The organism is Kitasatospora sp. NPDC059827 (assembly GCF_042731675.1).
Classification (GTDB): Bacteria; Actinomycetota; Actinomycetes; order Streptomycetales; family Streptomycetaceae; genus Kitasatospora.
Window position 1 is genome coordinate 1 of sequence record NZ_JBHWIV010000013.1, and the last position, 16,655, is coordinate 16,655.

Below are 16,655 nucleotides of genomic sequence, written 5' to 3' on the forward strand. Positions count from 1 at the left end.
CTGGGGGGGTGGGGGCGGGGGCGGGGGGTTTTTTTTTTTACTACCCCGCCCCCCCCCCCGGGGGGGGGGGGTGCCGGCCCGCCGGTCGCGGGGGCGCTGCCGCGCCCCCGCGCAGGGGTCGGGGATCAGCCGGCCATGGTGGTCTGGACGAAGTCCTTGAACGCCGTCACGTTGGTGTAGATCGAGGGGTCGACCGCGCAGGTGGAGGAGGAGCCGCCGGCCCGGCTGGTGGCGCCGAGCAGTCGCCACTCGCCGTTGACCTGGGCGATCGCCGGGCCGCCGGAGTCGCCGTAGCAGGCGCCCTGGTTGCTGCCGTCCGGGCCCTGGGGGTTGTTGACGCAGAGCTCGGAGGAGGGGTCGAAGCCCTCGGCGCAGCCGCTCGGGAGCAGGCTGGTGTCCAGCTCCTTGAGCTGGTCCGGGCCGCCGTCGGCGCCGGGCTGCGGGTTCTCCTGGCCCCAGCCGAGCAGCTTGATCGCGGTGCCGGACGGCGCGCCGTCGGCGATGGCGATCGGGGTGGCCTGGACGGGGGCGCTGAGCTGGAGCAGGGCGATGTCGTTGTTGGTGCTGTAGTTCGGGTGGGAGACGACCTTGGCGAGCGAGGCCACCTCGCCGCCCGAGGTCCGGTCGTTGGAGCCGACCCGGACGGTGAACTGGTCGGCCGTGCCGCCGGCCACGCAGTGGGCCGCGGTGACCGCCCAGGTGGGCGAGATCAGCGAGGCGCCGCAGATGTGCTGGCCGTTCTGCTGGAGCGAGACGATGAAGGTGTAGCCCTGGGAGGCGGCGGCGCCGCCGATGATGGGCCGGCTGGGCAGGGGGGTGGCGGAGGCGCCGGCCGCCGGTGCGGCGAGTACGAGGGCGGCGGCCGCGGCAGCGGTGGCGAGGATCCCGGGCAGGGGGAAGTGCCTCATGACGTGTCCTTGTCCGGCGGCGTGGGGGCCGCCTGTGGGGGATGACGTGAACCTGTCGAACTGCCCGCAAGGCTGGCCCCTGACGGCCCGTCGGGAACATCCGCCACTCGGCGGGGAGAGGAGCGACGATCGGAGGCTTGCGTAAACACGCAAATATGCGCGAGGATCGCGCACCCGAGACCGCTCCGAACCGGGCGGCCCCGCGGCCGCTCCGAACCGGGGCGGCCCCCGGCCGCGCCGTGCGACCGGCCGCGCGCCGTGCCAGGCTGGTGGGGACGGCCGGACTGCACAGGACAGGCGGAGGCCATGGCCGAACCGCAACTCCCGGGCCGCGGGGGAGGCCCGTACGGCCGTGGGGGCGCCCCGCACGGCGGGGCCGGAGCCGAGCGCCTGCCCGCCGACCTCTCCTGGCTGAACGAGGCGGGACGGCGGATCGGCACCACCCTCGACCTGCGGCGCACCGCGCAGGAGCTGGCCGACTCCACCGTGCCGAGGTTCGCCGACGGCGCGGCGGTCGACCTCCTCGAAACGGTGCTGCGGGGCGAGGAGACCGAGCGCTGGCAGGGGCCGGAGCCGCCCGCGCTGCGCGCGATGGCGATCGCCTGGATACCGAGCGTGCGGGTGATCGAGGCCGACCCGGTCGGCAGCCCCAGCGTGCTCGGGCCCAGTTACTCCAGGGACGCCCTGGTCACCGGCGAACCGGTCCTGGTCACCAGGACCACCCCGGACGACTACCTGCGGATCGCCTCCACCCCGAGCGGCGCCGCCCAGCTGGCCGCCGCCGGTGTGCACAGCTACCTGGTCGTCCCCATGGTCGCCCGCGGCGTGCTGCTGGGGATCGCCGACTTCGTCCGGTCCGGCGACCGGCCCGGCTTCGACCGGGCGGACCTCGCGCTCGCGACCGAACTGCTCGGCCGGGCCGCCCTGTCCATCGACAACGCCCGCCTCTACCAACGGGAACGGGACACCGTCGTCACCCTGCAACGCAGCCTGCTGCCGCGCGAGTCCCCGCCGACCCCGGGGCTGGACGTGCACTGCGACTACCTGCCGGCGCTGGACAGCCGGGTGGCGGGCGGCGACTGGTTCGACGTCGTGGCGCTGCCGGGCGGCCGCACCGCCCTGGTGGTCGGTGACGTCCTCGGCGGCGGCCTGCCCGCGGCCGCCACGATGGGCCGCCTGCGCGGCGCCGCCCGCATCCTGCTGGCCCTGGACACCGTCCCCGAGCGGGTGCTCGCCCGGCTCGACCTGGCGGCCCGCGACCTCGACGAGGAACAGGTCGCCAGCTGCCTCTGCGCCGTCTACGACCCGGCCGACGGCAGCTGCGCGCTCGCCTCGGCCGGGCACGTGCCACCGGTCCTGGTCGGCCCGGACGGCCCCGCGCACTTCGTCGACCTGCCGGTCGGCGGCCCGATCGGCGCCGGGGCGATCCCCTACGACGGCACCAGGATCGTCCTGCCCGGCGGGGCCCGGCTGCTGCTGTACACCGACGGGCTGGCCAAGACGCGCCGCGGGGACCTCGCGGCCGACCTGGAGCGGCTGCGCCGGGAGGCCGGCCCGGTGCTCCGGAGCCGCCCCGGGCCCGAGGCGGCGCACCTGGCGCCGGCCGGCCGGTACGACGACGCGGTCCTGGTCGCCGCCGACGCGCTCGACGGCGCGGCGGCCGCCGAGGTGCGGGTGTGGGACCTCCCGGCGGACGCCTCGGCGGCGGGCGCCGCCCGCCGCCTGGTCCGCGACCAGCTGGCCCGGTGGGAGCTGACCGACCTGGTGGACGCGGCGGAGCTGGTGGTCAGCGAGATGGCCGGCAACGCCCTGCGCCACGGGCGCGCGGTCGGGCCGCTGCGACTGCTCCGGCACGACCGCCTGGTGATCGAGGTCTCCGACCGGGGCCCCGACCTCCCGCAGATCCAGCACGCCTCGCTGAGCGACGAGGGCGGGCGCGGACTGCAACTGATCAACGTCCTGTGCCGCCGCTGGGGAGCCTGCCGGACCGCCTTCGGGAAGGCGGTGTGGGCGGAGCTCGACCTGCCCAGGACCACCCGGCTCGCGTAGCGGCCGCGCAACCCGCTGCCGCGTACGGTTCGTCCACGGCGCGTTGTCCCGATCGGCGCACGACGGGCCGCGCCCGGCCCGCCTACCTTCTCCGGAACCGTACGAACCGCCCGTACGAACCGCCCGTACGGGCCGTGCCGTACGACGGCGACCGGCGAGCGGCGACCCGAGGGAGCGATGCGCGTGAACTGGCTGATCCACGACTACCGGGAGGAGGACCTGGCCGCCGTCGTCCACCTGATCGACAGCACCGCCGGGCTGGGGCAGGAGTCCGTGTTCCCGCTCGCCGAGTGCATCGCCGCGCTGACCGCACGCCAGCCCGCCGTGGTCGCGGTGCACGGCGGCACGCCGATCGGGGCCGCGCTGGCCCAGGTGGCCGGGACGGGGGAGCGGGCCTGGGTGATGCGGGTGGCGATCGCCCCGGCCTGGCGCGGGCGGGGCCTGGCCAGCGCGCTGCTGCGGGAGTTGGAGCGGCGGCTGGTCGAGCTGCGGGTGCGGCGGATCGCCTACGTGCTGCCGGAGGAGGAGCTGCTCGGCGAGGGACTGCACAAGGCGGGCTACCAACGGCGGCCCGCCGCCGCGTACTTCGAGAAGACCGAGCCCGCCGCCGGGCCCGCGGCCGGCACCCTGGACGAGCTCGGCGGGCGGCTGCTGAGCGGGGACCTGTGGGACCAGGTGGCCGGGATGACCGCCGAGAAGGAGCTGATCGAGCGGCGGATCGTGCTGCCGCTCGCGGAACCCGAGCGCGCCGCCCGGCACGGGGTGCGGCCGCCGCGCGCGATCACCCTGTTCGGGCCGCCCGGCACCGGCAAGACCACCTTCGCCCGGGCCATCGCCTCCCGCCTGGGCTGGCCGTTCGTCGAGCTGCTGCCCTCCCGCCTCGCCGACGAGGGCAACCTGGCCGCCGCGCTGCGCAGCGCGTTCGCGCGGATCGGCGAACTGGAGCGGGTGCTGGTCTTCATCGACGAGGTGGAGGAGATCGCCCCCGTGCGCGGCGGGGCCGGCCAGCCGGGCGCCGTGCACGGGGTGACCAACGAACTGCTCAAGCTGATCCCGGGGTTCCGCGAACGCGACGGCCGGCTGCTGGTCTGCGCGACCAACTCGGTGCGCTCGCTCGACCCGGCGTTCCTGCGCACCGGCCGGTTCGACTACGTCATCCCGATCGGACCGCCGGACCCGGACGCCCGCGCCGCCATCTGGTCCCGCTACGCCCTCGGCACCGACCGCGCCGACGTGGACGTGCCCGCCCTGGTGGCCGCGAGCGAGCGCTTCTCGCCCGCCGACATCGAACACGCCGCGCGGCTGGCGGCGCAGAGCGCCTTCGAACGGGACGACGCCGTCCCCGGGGCGACCACCGCGGACCACCTCGCCGCGATCGGCGCGAGCCGCCCGACGGTGACGTCCGCCATGGTCGAGGCCTTCCGTGCCGACATCGGCTCGCACGCCCGGCTGTGAGCCGGGGCCCGTGACGGCGGGGACCGGTCCCCGCTGCCCCCGGCGGCCGGGTTCGCCCGATGGGGGGAACCCTGGGAACCGGGCGCGGGGCCCGCCGTCACGGCTCCTAGGATGGCTCCCGACCGGACCAAGCCGACCGACCGGGAGCAGCGCCGCGATGGACAACTACGACGTCAAGAAGGAACGGCCGGGCCTCTATTCGGCCGGTCGCCGGAAGTTCGAGGTCATCGACGTCCCGCGGATGAGGTTCCTGATGGCGGACGGGCACGGCAACCCGAACACCTCGCCGGAGTACGCGGAGGTGGTCACCGCGCTCTACACCACCTCCTACGCCGTACGGGCCGTCGCCAAGCAGGAGTTGGGGCGCATCCACACCGTCGGGCCGCTGGAGGGCCTGTGGTCCTCCAAGGACCTGGAGGTCTTCCGGACCCGCGAGAAGGACGCCTGGGACTGGACGCTGATGATCGTCCAGCCGGACTGGATCACCCCGCGGATCGTCGACGCGGCGCTGGAGCGGGTGCACCGGACGAAGGACCTCAGTGCCGTGAAGCTGGTGCGGTTCGAGGAGTTCACCGAGGGGCCCAGCGTCCAGGTCCTGCACGTCGGACCGTACGACGAGGAGGGGCCGACGATCGCCCGGATGCACGACGAGTTCGTGCCGGCCCAGGGGCTGACCCTCCGGGGGCGCCACCACGAGATCTACCTCTCCGACGCCCGCCGGGCGCACCCGAGCCGGCTGCGCACCATCCTCCGCCAGCCGGTGGCCCCGGCCGGGGCCACCGCCGCGCAGTGAGCCCTCACGGGCCGCCCATCAGGCTGGACCGGACGTCGCCGACCCGCGCGGCGAGCCCGCGCAGTTCCTCCGCCGTCAGGGCCAGTCCGAACTCCTCGGTCAGCACGGCCGCGAACTGCCCGTCGTCGAGGTGCTGCCGGCGCTCGGCGGTGCCGTCCGGCCTGACCCGGGAGAAGTCGCGGTTGAGCAGGCGCCGCATCTCGCCGCTGAAACGTTGCATCACGATCAGCTGGCCGGTGAAGGGCGAGTCCGGGTGGGTGGACGTGTAGTAGTTGGCCGCGTCGACGTCGGCGGCCCGCTGCGCCCGGTTCGAGAACGAGTACAGGGTGTTCCCGGTCGAGGTGCCCGGTGTGTTCCCGGCCGGGGTGCCGGGCACCGCCCGCTCCATCAGCTGCCGGCCCTCCTCGTGGGCGGCGACGGCGAAGGACCAGCCCTCGCCCTGGGTGCTCCAGCCGTCCTCGGTGAGCGGCAGGGGCTCCAGCAGGCCCGCGCCGAAGCCGACGTCGGCCAGCCAGTCGCCGTCCACGCCGGAGGCGAGCAGGGTGAGGTGGGTGCACGGCCAGGGGCGGCCGGGGCGTTCCCGGGGGCGCGCCAGCAGCCGGTCGACCCGGTACCCGAGCCGGTTGAGCACCGCGCCGAACAGCAGCCCGTGCTCGTGGCAGTACCCGCCGCGGGCGGCGGCCACCAGCTTGCGCTGGATCTCGGCGGTGCTCATCGGGACCTCGCGCCCCAGCACGATGTCGATGTTCTCGAAGGGGATCGACTCGACGTGGGCGCGGTGCAGCCGCCGGAGGGTCTCCCGGTTGGGCTTGGCGTCGCCCAGGTCCGGTCGGCCGATCCGTTTCAGGTAGGCGTCCAGGTCGAGCTGGTCCATGCCCCATTCGTCGGTGGACGAAGTCGCCGTCACTGCTGTCTCCTCCTGCTCGCGTGCTGACGGTGGCGGTCCGGCCCCGGCCCAGGCCCCGGCCCGGGCCGCAGTCCCAGGGGCCGGGGCCTCAGAGGTCCTGCGGCCAGATCGTGAGGAAGTCCGAGATGACGCCCCGGCGCCGGAAGCCCGGGTCGAGCACGGCGCCGGTGAGGTCGGCCCCGCTGAGGTCGGCCCCGTCGAGGTCCGCCCCGACCAGCCGGCTGTTCGCCAGGTCCGCCTGGATGAGGTAGGCCTCGACCAGGTCGGCGTCCTGGAGGTTGGCGCCGCGCAGGTCGGCGGACATCAGGTACGACTCGGTCAGCACCGCGCCGCTGAGGTCGGCGTCCACCAGGTCCGCGCCCCGCAGGTCCGCCCCGTGCAGCCGGGCGGCCCGCAGGTCGGGGCGGAACGGGCCCTCCGCCCGGCGTCGGCGGGCGTACTCGTTCCACCGGTCGGGGCCCTGGGCCAGGATCGTCTCGTCCGCGCTCGGCATGGCTTCCTCCCGCCCTACACGCCGCCGAGCGCGCGCAGCGCCCGCTTCTCGAGGTCCATCGCGGTGCCGACGGTGTCCACCACGGCGTCCACCAGCTGCTGCCGGTCCCCGCCCGGGGCGGCGGCGCCGTCCAGCAGCGCGCGCCCCAGGGTCTGCCAGTGCCGGCCGCTCGCCCGGAAGAGCTCGGCGGGTCCGGTGTAGCGGGCGTCGCCGGAGGCCTCGGCGACGGCCGCCAGGAAGCGCCCGATCATCGGCCGGAAGAGCCCGCCCCCGGTGCCGAAGGTCTCGATCTGGCGGCCCAGGTGCAGCAGTTGGCGGGAGAGCGCGTCGGTGCGCACCACCCGGCCCGCGGCGTCCACGTCGTCGACCTCGCCGAGCTTGGTCCGCGGCCAGGTCGGGGCGGTCGACTGCAGCTGCTTCATCCCGGCCAGGCCCAGGCTCCGGCTGCCGGGCTTGAGGACGTCGCGGCAGAGGTTGCGCACCGCCACCGGTCCGACCAGGCCGAGCTGGGGAGCGGTCCGCCGGGCGCCGAACACGTACGCCTTGCGGTCGGGGTTGAGCGGCGGCGAGTCGCGGCTGGAGCGGGCCGCCTCCAGGTCCGCCGCCGTGACGAGGACGGTGCTGTCGAGCGCCGGGTCGGAGACCTCGAAGCGGTCGTCGTCGAGGGCGCGGACCACGTTGACGAAGTACCCGCCGAAGGAGGAGCGGCCCTCCAGCCCCCAGTACGGCAGCCGGCCGAGGTCCACCCGGACCATGACGGCGGGGGCCGACTCCAGCAGCTGGGCCAGCCCCTTGCCGGACGCGGGCGCGTGCGCGGCGACCTCGACGCCCATCAGCCGGGCGGCCCGCAGCGGCATGATCGCCTGCTTGCCCACCACGATGTCCGGGGCGCCGCCGCGCGCGGGGAAGAAGGAGAACCCGAAGCCGCCGTCCAGGCCGAACACCACGTCCTCGTCGACCTCGTGGCCGGCGGCCGCCAGGATGTTGCACTGGCACGCCGATTCGCAGTGGATCCCGCGCCGGTGCACGTAACCGCCGGTACTCAAGCCTCCGCCTTCCCACCGAGGGCCATCAGGGCTCCCCGGGTCTCCTTGTCCAGGCCCTCCAGGGCGTACCGGAAGGTGTCCCGCTTCATGACCGGCCGCCACTGCCGCAGGTAGGCCTCCACCTCGGCCGGGTGGACCTGCGCGGTGACCTTGAGCAGCCACCCGGACCCCTTCTGCACGTACGGGTCCTTGTCGTGCATCAACCGGGTGCAGTTGTCGAGGACGTGGGCGACCGGCAGTTCGTAGGTGACCTTGCCGACCTTGCGCCGTACGAACTTCACCACCGCCACGTTCGCCGCCCGGCGCGCCCAGGGGGACTCCGATCCGACCCAGCGCGTCGTCCGGGGGAGTCGGTCGAGGTGGCCCAGGAAGTACGGGTAGAGCAGTTTCAGGCACAGGTCGTCGCACTGCGCCCAGTTGGACACGTACCGTTCGAGCCAGCCCTCGCAGCGGTCGAGGAAGTCGTCGCCCAGCCCGGTCCGGGCGACCTTGTGCAGCAGCGCGAAGCCGAGCAGCACCTCCTCGTGGTGGTCGGCGCGCGCCAGCACCTCCTCCGCCAACCGGAGCCTGGCGGCCGCGGGGACGTCCCCGTGCTCCCGGAAGAAGTCGCCGGCGAGCGCCACCACCGCGGCGTTGCCGACGCCGAGGGCGCGGATCTCGTGGGGGAAGTAGCGTTGCATCCCCACCGCGAAGTCCGCGTCGCCCCGGGCCGCGAGGGACGCCAGCAGCTCGCCGGCGACCGCTTCCGTGTTCACCTAGACCACTCCCAGGTTGAGCATGACCGGCTTCCCGGTCGGCCGTTTCGGTGCCTTCTCCAACCGGGGCTTGGCGCTCATCACGTAGTCGTACTCGCGCTGCATGTCGGCCACGGTCCGCTTGGAGTGGACCGCGCGGTCCGACAGGCTCTGGCCGCGCAGCCCCCACCACAAGTACCAGTTCCGGTGGCCGAGGTAGGCGTTCCGGACGAAGTCGAGGGTGTCGCGGTCCTCGACGATCGCCGGTTCCACGTAGTACGCGGGGACGAAGGTGCCCTGCCCCTCGGTGAGGATCCCGGCCTTCACCGCCTGCTGCTGGAGCTTGGTGCCGCTCAGGATGCGGATGCCGAGGTTGGCGTAGATCTGGGCCGGGTTCAGGAACCGCTCGGTGAAGCCGATCGACTCCCGCAGCGCGGCCGGGGTCTCGCCCGGGCCGCCGAGGAAGACGCAGTGGGTGTGCTCGATCGGACTGGCGGTGAAGAGCCGGTCCACCTCCAGCACCTTGGCCATGTCGAAGCCCTTCTGGAGGTCCGCCAGCGCCTCGTCGGTCAGCGCGTCGGTGCCCAGGTCGACCCGGATGCAGCCGGCCGCGGCGAGCAGGTCGACGAACTCCGGCGTGACCGCGTTGGGGGTCAGCTGGCAGTACCAGGCGACGTCCAGCTTGGCGCGGATCATCTCCGCGCAGACCTCCGAGGCGTACTCGATCGGGAAGTTGAAGGTCGCGTCCACGATCTCGAACTCACGGACGGCCGGGTTCTCCGCCATCGCCCGCTGGATCTCGCCGACCACCTCGGCGGGCTCCTTGAACCGGTTCCCCTTGCCCTCCGTCTTGCGGATGATGCAGTACGAGCAGTAGAGCTTGCAGCCCCGCTTGGTCTGCAGCGTCTCGATGGCCGGCTGGTGGTCCCGGGTGAGGTCCGAGGCGGCCGAGACCCCCTCCTCGAAGTACCGGGGGTCGTAGACCGACCGGTCGGGTTCGAGCGCCCCGAGGTCGAACGCGGAGTCCGCCGGGTTCTGCACGAAGTGCCCGTTGCCGTCCAGGTGGCACAGCCCGGAGATCTCCTCCAGCTTCCGCCCGCCGCCCTGGAGGTACTCCATCAGCTGGACGATCCCGGCCTCGCCCTCGCCCGCGATCCCGTAGTCCGGCTGGGCGTACTCGAAGAACGCCAGCGGTTCGACCGAGAAGCCCGAGCCGCCGAGCACGACCTTGGCCGAGGTGTACTTGCGCACGCACTGGACGATCTTCTCCGTCATCGGGCCGAAGAAGATCGGGTCGACGAAGGTCAGGTTGTCCAGGTTGCGGACGGCGACGCCGACGACGTCGTACCGCTGGGAGGTCAGCCGCTCCCGGACAGCCTTCAACTCCCGGGACTCCCACAGCAGGTCGAGCACGTCGACCTGGTGGCCGGCCCGCTTGAGCGCGGCGCTGATGTACGCCATGCCGATCGGCAGCGCCGGTCTCGGCACCCGGATCTTGTTGGTGGAGATGAGCAGTACCCGCATCGCCGGTCACTCCCCCCCGCCGCTGGCGGGCCGGGCCCGGTCGTCGAGGGCGGCCCAGTAGGTGGACGGCCGGAGGTCGTGCCGCAGGGTGGCCTTCACCCGGTACCGGCGCATCCGCTCCAGGTCGACCCGGACCACGCCGACGCCCTCGCCCTCCTCGATCAGCACCATCCGCTCGTCGCCGTCGACGAAGTCGAACCGCTCCGCCTCCAGGAAGAGCGGGTCGGCCAGGACCTGGCTGCGCCCCATGTAGCCGAAGCCCGCGTACAGGTTGGTGCCGACCCCGGAGGCGAAGGCGAGCACGCACTCGGTGTCCACCGCGCGGACCGGCAGCCGCAGGTTGGCCACGTAGGCGAACATCTCGGGCACCAGGGCGGAGCAGACCAGGACGTCGACCCCGCGGCGCAGGTACTCGCGGGCGGCCTCCGGGAAGTTGATGTCGTAGCCCTGGAGGAGGCCGATCCGCCCGAACCCGACGTCGAACACCGGGTACTCCGAACCGCCGGCCAGGTAGCGGCTCTCCAGTTCGTGGCAGTGCACCCGCCGGTAGCGGCCGAGGAGTTCGCCCTGCGGGCCGGTGAGCACGGAGGTGCTGTAGTACTTCCCGTCCCCGCCGCGCTCCAGCAGGCCGGCCACCAGGTGGATGCCGTGCTCCCGGGACAGCTCGCACAGCCGGTCGGTCTCCGGCCCGGGGATCGGCACCGACACGTCCGCGACTTCGAGGATGTTGCCGGAGGTCAGGTAGGCCTCCGGCAGGCAGACGAGGTCCGCGCCCTGCTCGACCGCCTGGGCGACGAAGCGCTCCGCGCGCCGCTGGTTGGCGGCGTTGCGGCCGAGCTTGGACTCCATCTGCACGACGGCGATGGTGACGGCCGCCATCACGGGGCCACCGGGTCGAGCGGCCGGGAGGAGATCACCAGGCCGAGGTCCTCCTCGACCACCTGCCAGCCGTCCAGGCCGGACTGCCGGAGCAGCTCCGCGACCTCGTCGCGGGTGTAGCCAGACTGGAGCGAGCGCATGAACTGCTCGCCGCCCTCCTTCACGAACTGCAGGATGAAGGTGATGTGCCCCTCCTCCGCGTGCCGGTTGATGTCCTCGATGATCACCACGCCGTCGGGCTTGCAGATCCGGGCGCACTCCCTGAGCGTCTCGACCGGCCGGGACCAGCGGTGCAGCGAGGAGAAGGAGAACACGATGTCCGCCGAGGCGTCCGGGAAGGGCAGCCGGCTCAGCCGGCCCATCTCGAACTCGACGTCGCCGGCCGCGTTCGCCCACACGGCCAGGGTCAGGTTGTCCTCGGCGACCTCGACCAGGTTCTGGATCTCCTCGACCCCGGACACCGCCAGCTCCGGGAGCCGGCCGGCCACGTGCAGCGACAGCAGCCCGGTGTTGAAGCCCACCTCGACGAGGTCGGTCATGCCCTCGCGGACGTGCGCCGTGATCCGGTCCGTCGGCCGCTTGTACGCCATCAGCGCGGACCGGCGCATGCCGAGGTCGTAGGCCCTCGTCCCGTCGAGGTCGGCGTACGGCGCGGTCTGCGGGACCCGCACGCTGAGGTCCAGCAGCGGCGTCTCAGTGGTGCTCACAGGCGTCACCCTTCTGCGGGGAACCGGACACGACGGTCAGCGGGAGCGTTCTCATCTGCGGGTTGATGAAGCCCGTGATGTCCGCCCCGAGGTGCTGCGGGTAGCGCCGGAACTCCGGCGAGTAGAAGGCCTTGGAGATGTTGTCCAGGTAGTACCAGCCCTTCGGGCCGGTGACCTCGATGCCGTCCTCCCGGACGGTCACCAGGCCCTTCCCCGCGAGGTCGGCGATCTCCTCGCGGAACATCTCCAGGAAGTCGACCCCGTGCAGCCGGCGGAACCGCTCCCGGTCGACCCGCCCGGCCTTGACCCCGAGCACCATGGACCGCCGGATCGACTCCGACCTGGTGATGTGCTTGCCCATGGAGATCGGCAGTCGGCCCTCCATGACGGTCTGCACGTAGCGGCCGATGTCGGGCTCGTTGAAGTACCAGTGCTCGCGCAGGTGTCCGGTGGCGGTCGGGCCGAGCGGGATGATCGGCACGTCCTCGCTCCACGAGGTCTCGCCGTACTTCGGCTGGAACCCGGGCTTGGCGAAGCAGTCGCCGTAGTAGCCGAGGAAGCCGGCCGCGGTGAGCTTCTCGGCGGCGAACAGGAACATCTCGTCGACCAGCGCGCGTTCGGGCACCGGCGGGAGCTTGCGGCGCTTGGTGGAGATCTGCGCGAACTCCATGTAGGTGTAGAAGGAGACGCAGGTCACGCCGAGCTCGATGGCGACGTCGAGGCTGTACTCCCAGCTCTCCATCGTCTGCCCGTTGATGCCGTGCATCAGGTCGATGTTGATGTTCTCGTAGCCGCAGTCGCGCAGCAGCCGGATGCTGTTCTTGAGCATCTCCGGGTCGCTGGGCCGGCCCAGGCTCTTCAACTCCTCCTCGACGAAGGTCTGGACACCGAGGCTGATCCGCCGCACCCCGCGGTCCAGCAGCACCCGCGCCTTGCGCTCGCTGATGTCGACCGGCGTGGTCTCGATCGAGAAGTCCGCGTCGGGGGCCGTGTTGAGGCTGCCGAACAGGTGGCCCAGCAGCTCGTCCAGCTGGGGCGCGGTGAGCGAGGTCGGGGTGCCGCCGCCGATGTACCCCAGGGTGATCACGTGGTCCTGGACGTACGGGCGCTGCGCGTAGAGCGTGATCTCCGCCTTGAGCGCGTCCAGGAAGGTCCGGGTCAGGTCCCGGTCGGTCTGGAACTTGATGTACGGGCAGGAGAAGCACAGCCGGTTGCAGAACGGGATGTGGACGTACACGCCCATCTGCTCCCGGGCGAACACCTCCTCCTCGGTGACCGCGACGTGCTTCGTCGGGTACTGCCGCACCCACTCGTTGTCCCGTTCCGGGTACTCCTTCCAGAACGGCATGCTGGTCGTCGTCGTGGAGATGCTCATGTCTGTGTCCCGTTCCCTTCAACCTGCTCGACGATGGATCGGACGACCTCCGCCAGCGTGGGCGAGCCGTACGACGCGGAGCGGAGCGCCAGCCCGTCGGCGTGGGCGCGGGCGACGAGTTCGCCGAGGGCGTCGGGCCGCGCCCCGCCGGACAGGTCGACCGTCACCCCGCCGTCGACCGGCCGCACCGCCCCGGCCGGGCCGTCCGCGGCCGCCGACTTCGCCGCCCACACCCGCAGTTGCTCGACGTCGGAGTCCGCGAAGGCGTGCAGCGTCAGGCTCGACCGCCCGCCCGACAGGATGACCTCGGCGAGCGAGGCCTCCTTCACCTGCTGCCCCTGGTGGAGCATCACCACCGAGTCCGCCAGGGCGACCAGCTCCTCCCGGTGGTGGCTGGCGAACAGCACCCCGGTGCCCTCCGCCTTGAGGCCCCGGAGCAGCTCCAGGACCGTCTCCTGGGCCGTCGGGTCGAGCCCGGTGGTCGGCTCGTCCAGGATCAGCAGGTCGGGCCGGTGCGCGACGGCGCTGATGATGTGCAGCTTGCGCTGGCTCCCGCCGGACAGCCGGCGCACGTACTGGTCGACGTACTGCCCCAGCCCGGCCAGGCCGACCAACTCCCGGTAGCGGCCCGGGTCCGCCCGCCGGAGCCGCAACTGGTGCCTGAGGTAGGTCTCCACGGTGACGCCGTCCGGCAGCTCCTTGGCCTGCTGGACGTAGCCGAGGTGCCGACTGGCCCGCCCCCAACTGCGCGGCGGCGTACCGCAGATGCGCACCTGACCGGCGGTCGGCTGGAGCAGCCCGGCCAGCAGCCGGATCAGCGTGGTCTTGCCGGCCCCGTTCGTCCCGATCACGGCGACGCCCTCCCCGGCGGCCACCGAGAAGTCCACGCCGCGCAGCGCGAAGGCGGAACTCACCCGGCACTCCAGCCCGGAGACCGCCAGCACCGGCACCCCGGCGTCCGTTCGCGACTCAGCCACGTCCGATCCTCCTGCGGAAGGCGTAGGCGGCCAGCGCGCAGCCCCCGACCGCGTACACCGCGGTCAGCGCCAGCGTCAGGCCCGAGGGTGACGGCCCCTGCCCGAGGGCGGCCCGGAAGACGTCGACGTGCACCGAGAGCGGCAGCCGCTCCATCACCTTCCCGAGCCAACCGAGGTTGCCGAGCGGGAAGAAGATCCCGGCGAAGTACATCAGCGGGATCACGATGATGTTCACCACCGCCGGGAAGGAGATCTCCGTGGTGTACGTCGCCACCAGGATCCCCAGCGCGGCGAAGGCCAGGCAGCCGGCCAGGAAGTCGAACACCAGCAGCCCCGGCGAGTCGATGCTCGCGTCGAACACCGCGACCCCGAGCACCAGCACCAGCGCGAACTGGAACAGGCACTTCACCACGACACCGATGAGCCGGGCCAGCAGGAACCCCGAGTAGGACAGCGGGGAGAGGATCAGGTCCTCGATCGTCCGCCGGTTGCGGTCGATGATGATCGTGTAGCCGACGGTGTAGGTGCAGCTGAACATGATGCCGGCCGCGAGGATCCCGGGGAAGACGAACCCGAAGTAGTTGGCGGCCCCCACCGAGGGGCTCCCCATCTGTTTGGTGGCCGCGCCGAAGGCCAGCACCATGGACACCGAGGTCAGAAAGGTCGACACCGCGAACAGGCGGTTGTCGAAGAACTGCCGCAGGTCGATCACCACCAGCCCGAGGACGTCGGTGAACCAGTTCGGCCGCCGCGGCCGGGCCGCCTGCACCCCCGCCATCAGGACCGCCCCCCGTACCCGGTGGTCCAGGTGGACCGCAGGTCGTCGTGGAACGGCAGCCGCTCGCGGACCTTGCGCTGCGTCCGCAACGGGATGTCCGCCTCGATGACGGCCTCCCTGGCGCCCCGCTCCACCTCGGCCAGCACGTCCGCGTCCGGGGGCTGCGCGGCGTCCTGCACCAGCCCGTTGACGATCATGCTGCGCCCCAGGTAGGGCATCATCGCGAAGCGGTTCTCGCCCGCACCGCTGGCCAGCACCAGGGCGCACTCGGCGTCGGCGGCGCGAGCCCGGCAGATCGACCGCACCTGGTGCGAGAACGGCGCGAACAGGGTGGCCACGCAGACGATGACGTCGACCTCCTGGAGCAGGTACTGCCGGCTCGCCTCCGGGAACCGGAGGTCGTAGCCGACCAGCAGCCCGATCCGGCCGACCGGGGTGTCGACGACCTCGCCGGGCGCCCCCGGGGTGATGTGGTCGGCCTCCCCGGCCCACACGCACGGCCGCCGGTACCAGCTCAGCACCTCGCCCGAGGGGCCCACCAGCACGGCCGCGTCGTAGACCTCCCGGCCCTCGGCCAGCAGCACCCCGGCGGCGATGTGGATGCCCAGGCCGCGCGCCTGGTCCACCAGGAACTCCACCACCGGCCCGTCGGCCGGCGTGGCGTCCCGGCGCAGCGTCGGGAAGTTCAGGCCGGTCGCGAAGTTCGCCGGCAGGCAGGCGAGTTCGGCCTTGCGCTGGGCCGCGGTGGACAGCAGTCCGGCGGCGCACTTGAGGTTCTCGTCCGGCTCGCCGGGGGTGATCCGCATCTGGAGCGCGGCGACCCGGGTGTTGCGCGTGCGCAGGAAGCTCACGGGTACGCCACCTCCGCCGCCACGTCCCGCCGGGCCCGTTCGAGCACGGGCAGGAACGCGTCCACCATCTCCGTCGTCACGTGCCGGGCGACCACCAGCCGCAGGGTCTCCACGAAGCGGGTCGAGGTCGAGGCGATCCACCCGAGCTCTTCGAGCCGCTCCGAGATCCGCGCGGCGTGCGGCATCCGCACCACCACGATGTTGAGCTGCGGTTCGACGAACAGCTCGTGGCCGGCCTCCCGGAGCCGGGCCACCAGGTGGTCGGTCACCTCGTAGTTGTGCCGGGTGACCGCCAGGAAGCCCGAGCGGCCCAGGTGTTCCAGCACGGCGTAGGTGGCGACGGCCGCGCTGCCGGGCCTGGTCCCCAGCAGGGTGTGGTGGGTCGGGGTGTCCTTGAAGAAGGAGTCGAAGGCGAACCGCTGCGCTCCCTCGGGCTCCCGGAACAGGATCACCCCCGCCGGGACGGGCGCCAGCCCGTACTTGTGGGGGTCGATGGTGATCGAGTCCACGCCGTCCACCGAGAAGTCGAACCGGGGCAGCTCCCGGCCGAGTTCGCGGGCGAAGGGGATGATGAACCCCCCGGTCGCCGCGTCCACGTGCAGGTGCGGGCCCCGGCCGGCCAGCCGGGACGCGATCGCCTCGACGTCGTCGACCACCCCGAACTCGCTGCTGCCCGCGGTCGCCACCACGGCGACGGTGTGCTCGGTGACCTGCCGCAGCACCTCCTCGGCGGGCAGCCGCAGCGAGTCGTCGACGGGCACCACGACCGGCGTCAGGCCGAGGATCGCGAAGATCTTGGCGAAGGAGAAGTGCACCGTGCTGCTGACGATCACCTCCGGCCGGTCGGTGAGCCGCCCGTCCGCCCGGGCGGACTCGCGGGCGGCGGCCATCGAGAGCAGGTTGGCCTCCGTCCCGCCCGACACCAGCGTCCCCGAACCGGTGGGCCCCCCGAGGAACGACAGCAGGATCCGCACCACCTCCCGCTCGATCCGCTTCGTCCCGCGGAAGATCCGGACGTCCCCGAGGTTGGTGCGGGCGGCGGCGGCCGCCATCTCCACGGCCAGGGGGTGGGGTTCGGTACAGATCGAGTTCAGCACCCGGTTCCAGGGGACGTCGTCCTCCAGCTCCGCTGCGATCCGGCGCCTCACCTCGGAGGCCGGCAGGCCGACGTCCTCCATG

16 protein-coding genes are annotated in these 16,655 nt (G+C 72.8%); 3 read left to right on the top strand and 13 right to left on the bottom strand.

The window, feature by feature from the left end:
• Positions 1-125: 125 nt before the first annotated feature.
• On the bottom strand, positions 126-908 hold the full coding sequence (locus ACFV8H_RS10970; RefSeq protein ID WP_380398433.1) for a S1 family peptidase: 783 nt from the start codon (positions 906-908) through the stop codon (positions 126-128).
• A gap of 306 nt (positions 909-1,214) precedes the next feature.
• Between ACFV8H_RS10970 and ACFV8H_RS10975 the strand changes: the two genes are divergently transcribed.
• From ACFV8H_RS10975 to ACFV8H_RS10985, 3 genes are all read left to right on the top strand, one after another.
• Positions 1,215-2,957 carry a SpoIIE family protein phosphatase gene (locus ACFV8H_RS10975; protein WP_380398435.1) on the top strand — a complete coding sequence of 581 codons (1,743 nt, stop codon included), beginning with the start codon at positions 1,215-1,217 and terminating at the stop codon, positions 2,955-2,957.
• Between the two features lie 183 nt (positions 2,958-3,140).
• Positions 3,141-4,412 carry an ATP-binding protein gene (locus ACFV8H_RS10980; protein WP_380398437.1) on the top strand — a complete coding sequence of 424 codons (1,272 nt, stop codon included), beginning with the start codon at positions 3,141-3,143 and terminating at the stop codon, positions 4,410-4,412.
• A 157-nt stretch (positions 4,413-4,569) separates the two neighbouring features.
• On the top strand, positions 4,570-5,205 hold the full coding sequence (locus ACFV8H_RS10985; protein ID WP_380398439.1) for a GyrI-like domain-containing protein: 636 nt from the start codon (positions 4,570-4,572) through the stop codon (positions 5,203-5,205).
• A 4-nt stretch (positions 5,206-5,209) separates the two neighbouring features.
• Here the strand turns inward: ACFV8H_RS10985 and ACFV8H_RS10990 are convergent, their stop codons facing one another.
• From ACFV8H_RS10990 to mfnA, 12 genes are all read right to left on the bottom strand, one after another.
• Positions 5,210-6,112 (bottom strand): arylamine N-acetyltransferase, encoded by a 903-nt coding sequence (locus ACFV8H_RS10990; protein ID WP_380398441.1) that lies wholly within the window; start codon positions 6,110-6,112, stop codon positions 5,210-5,212.
• 88 nt (positions 6,113-6,200) lie between these two features.
• Positions 6,201-6,605, bottom strand: coding sequence for a pentapeptide repeat-containing protein (locus tag ACFV8H_RS10995; RefSeq protein ID WP_380398443.1), 405 nt, complete (start codon positions 6,603-6,605; stop codon positions 6,201-6,203).
• Between the two features lie 14 nt (positions 6,606-6,619).
• A complete protein-coding gene (locus ACFV8H_RS11000; RefSeq protein ID WP_380398445.1) occupies positions 6,620-7,651 on the bottom strand; it encodes a DUF4872 domain-containing protein in 1,032 nt (343 codons plus the stop codon).
• The gene (locus tag ACFV8H_RS11005) at positions 7,648-8,406 is read right to left on the bottom strand and encodes a DNA alkylation repair protein (RefSeq protein WP_380398447.1); all 759 of its coding nucleotides are present in this window, start codon (positions 8,404-8,406) and stop codon (positions 7,648-7,650) included. The genes ACFV8H_RS11000 and ACFV8H_RS11005 overlap by 4 nt, the downstream gene beginning before the upstream one ends.
• Complete coding sequence (locus ACFV8H_RS11010) at positions 8,407-9,909, bottom strand: B12-binding domain-containing radical SAM protein (RefSeq protein WP_380398449.1); 1,503 nt, start codon at positions 9,907-9,909, stop codon at positions 8,407-8,409.
• A gap of 6 nt (positions 9,910-9,915) precedes the next feature.
• Positions 9,916-10,788: a carbon-nitrogen hydrolase family protein gene (locus ACFV8H_RS11015; protein WP_380398453.1), complete on the bottom strand. Its 873-nt coding sequence runs from the start codon at positions 10,786-10,788 to the stop codon at positions 9,916-9,918.
• Positions 10,788-11,495, bottom strand: coding sequence for a class I SAM-dependent methyltransferase (locus ACFV8H_RS11020; protein WP_380398455.1), 708 nt, complete (start codon positions 11,493-11,495; stop codon positions 10,788-10,790). Before ACFV8H_RS11020 ends, ACFV8H_RS11015 begins: the two co-directional genes overlap by 1 nt.
• Complete coding sequence (locus ACFV8H_RS11025) at positions 11,482-12,870, bottom strand: coproporphyrinogen-III oxidase family protein (RefSeq protein ID WP_380398457.1); 1,389 nt, start codon at positions 12,868-12,870, stop codon at positions 11,482-11,484. The genes ACFV8H_RS11020 and ACFV8H_RS11025 overlap by 14 nt, the downstream gene beginning before the upstream one ends.
• Positions 12,867-13,847, bottom strand: coding sequence for an ABC transporter ATP-binding protein (locus tag ACFV8H_RS11030; protein WP_380398459.1), 981 nt, complete (start codon positions 13,845-13,847; stop codon positions 12,867-12,869). The genes ACFV8H_RS11025 and ACFV8H_RS11030 overlap by 4 nt, the downstream gene beginning before the upstream one ends.
• On the bottom strand, positions 13,840-14,625 hold the full coding sequence (locus tag ACFV8H_RS11035; RefSeq protein ID WP_380398461.1) for an ABC transporter permease: 786 nt from the start codon (positions 14,623-14,625) through the stop codon (positions 13,840-13,842). Before ACFV8H_RS11035 ends, ACFV8H_RS11030 begins: the two co-directional genes overlap by 8 nt.
• A complete protein-coding gene (locus tag ACFV8H_RS11040) occupies positions 14,625-15,476 on the bottom strand; it encodes a carbon-nitrogen hydrolase family protein (RefSeq protein ID WP_380398463.1) in 852 nt (283 codons plus the stop codon). Before ACFV8H_RS11040 ends, ACFV8H_RS11035 begins: the two co-directional genes overlap by 1 nt.
• Positions 15,473-16,654, bottom strand: coding sequence for a tyrosine decarboxylase MfnA (gene mfnA, locus ACFV8H_RS11045; protein WP_380398465.1), 1,182 nt, complete (start codon positions 16,652-16,654; stop codon positions 15,473-15,475). Before mfnA ends, ACFV8H_RS11040 begins: the two co-directional genes overlap by 4 nt.
• Position 16,655: the final 1 nt, after the last annotated feature.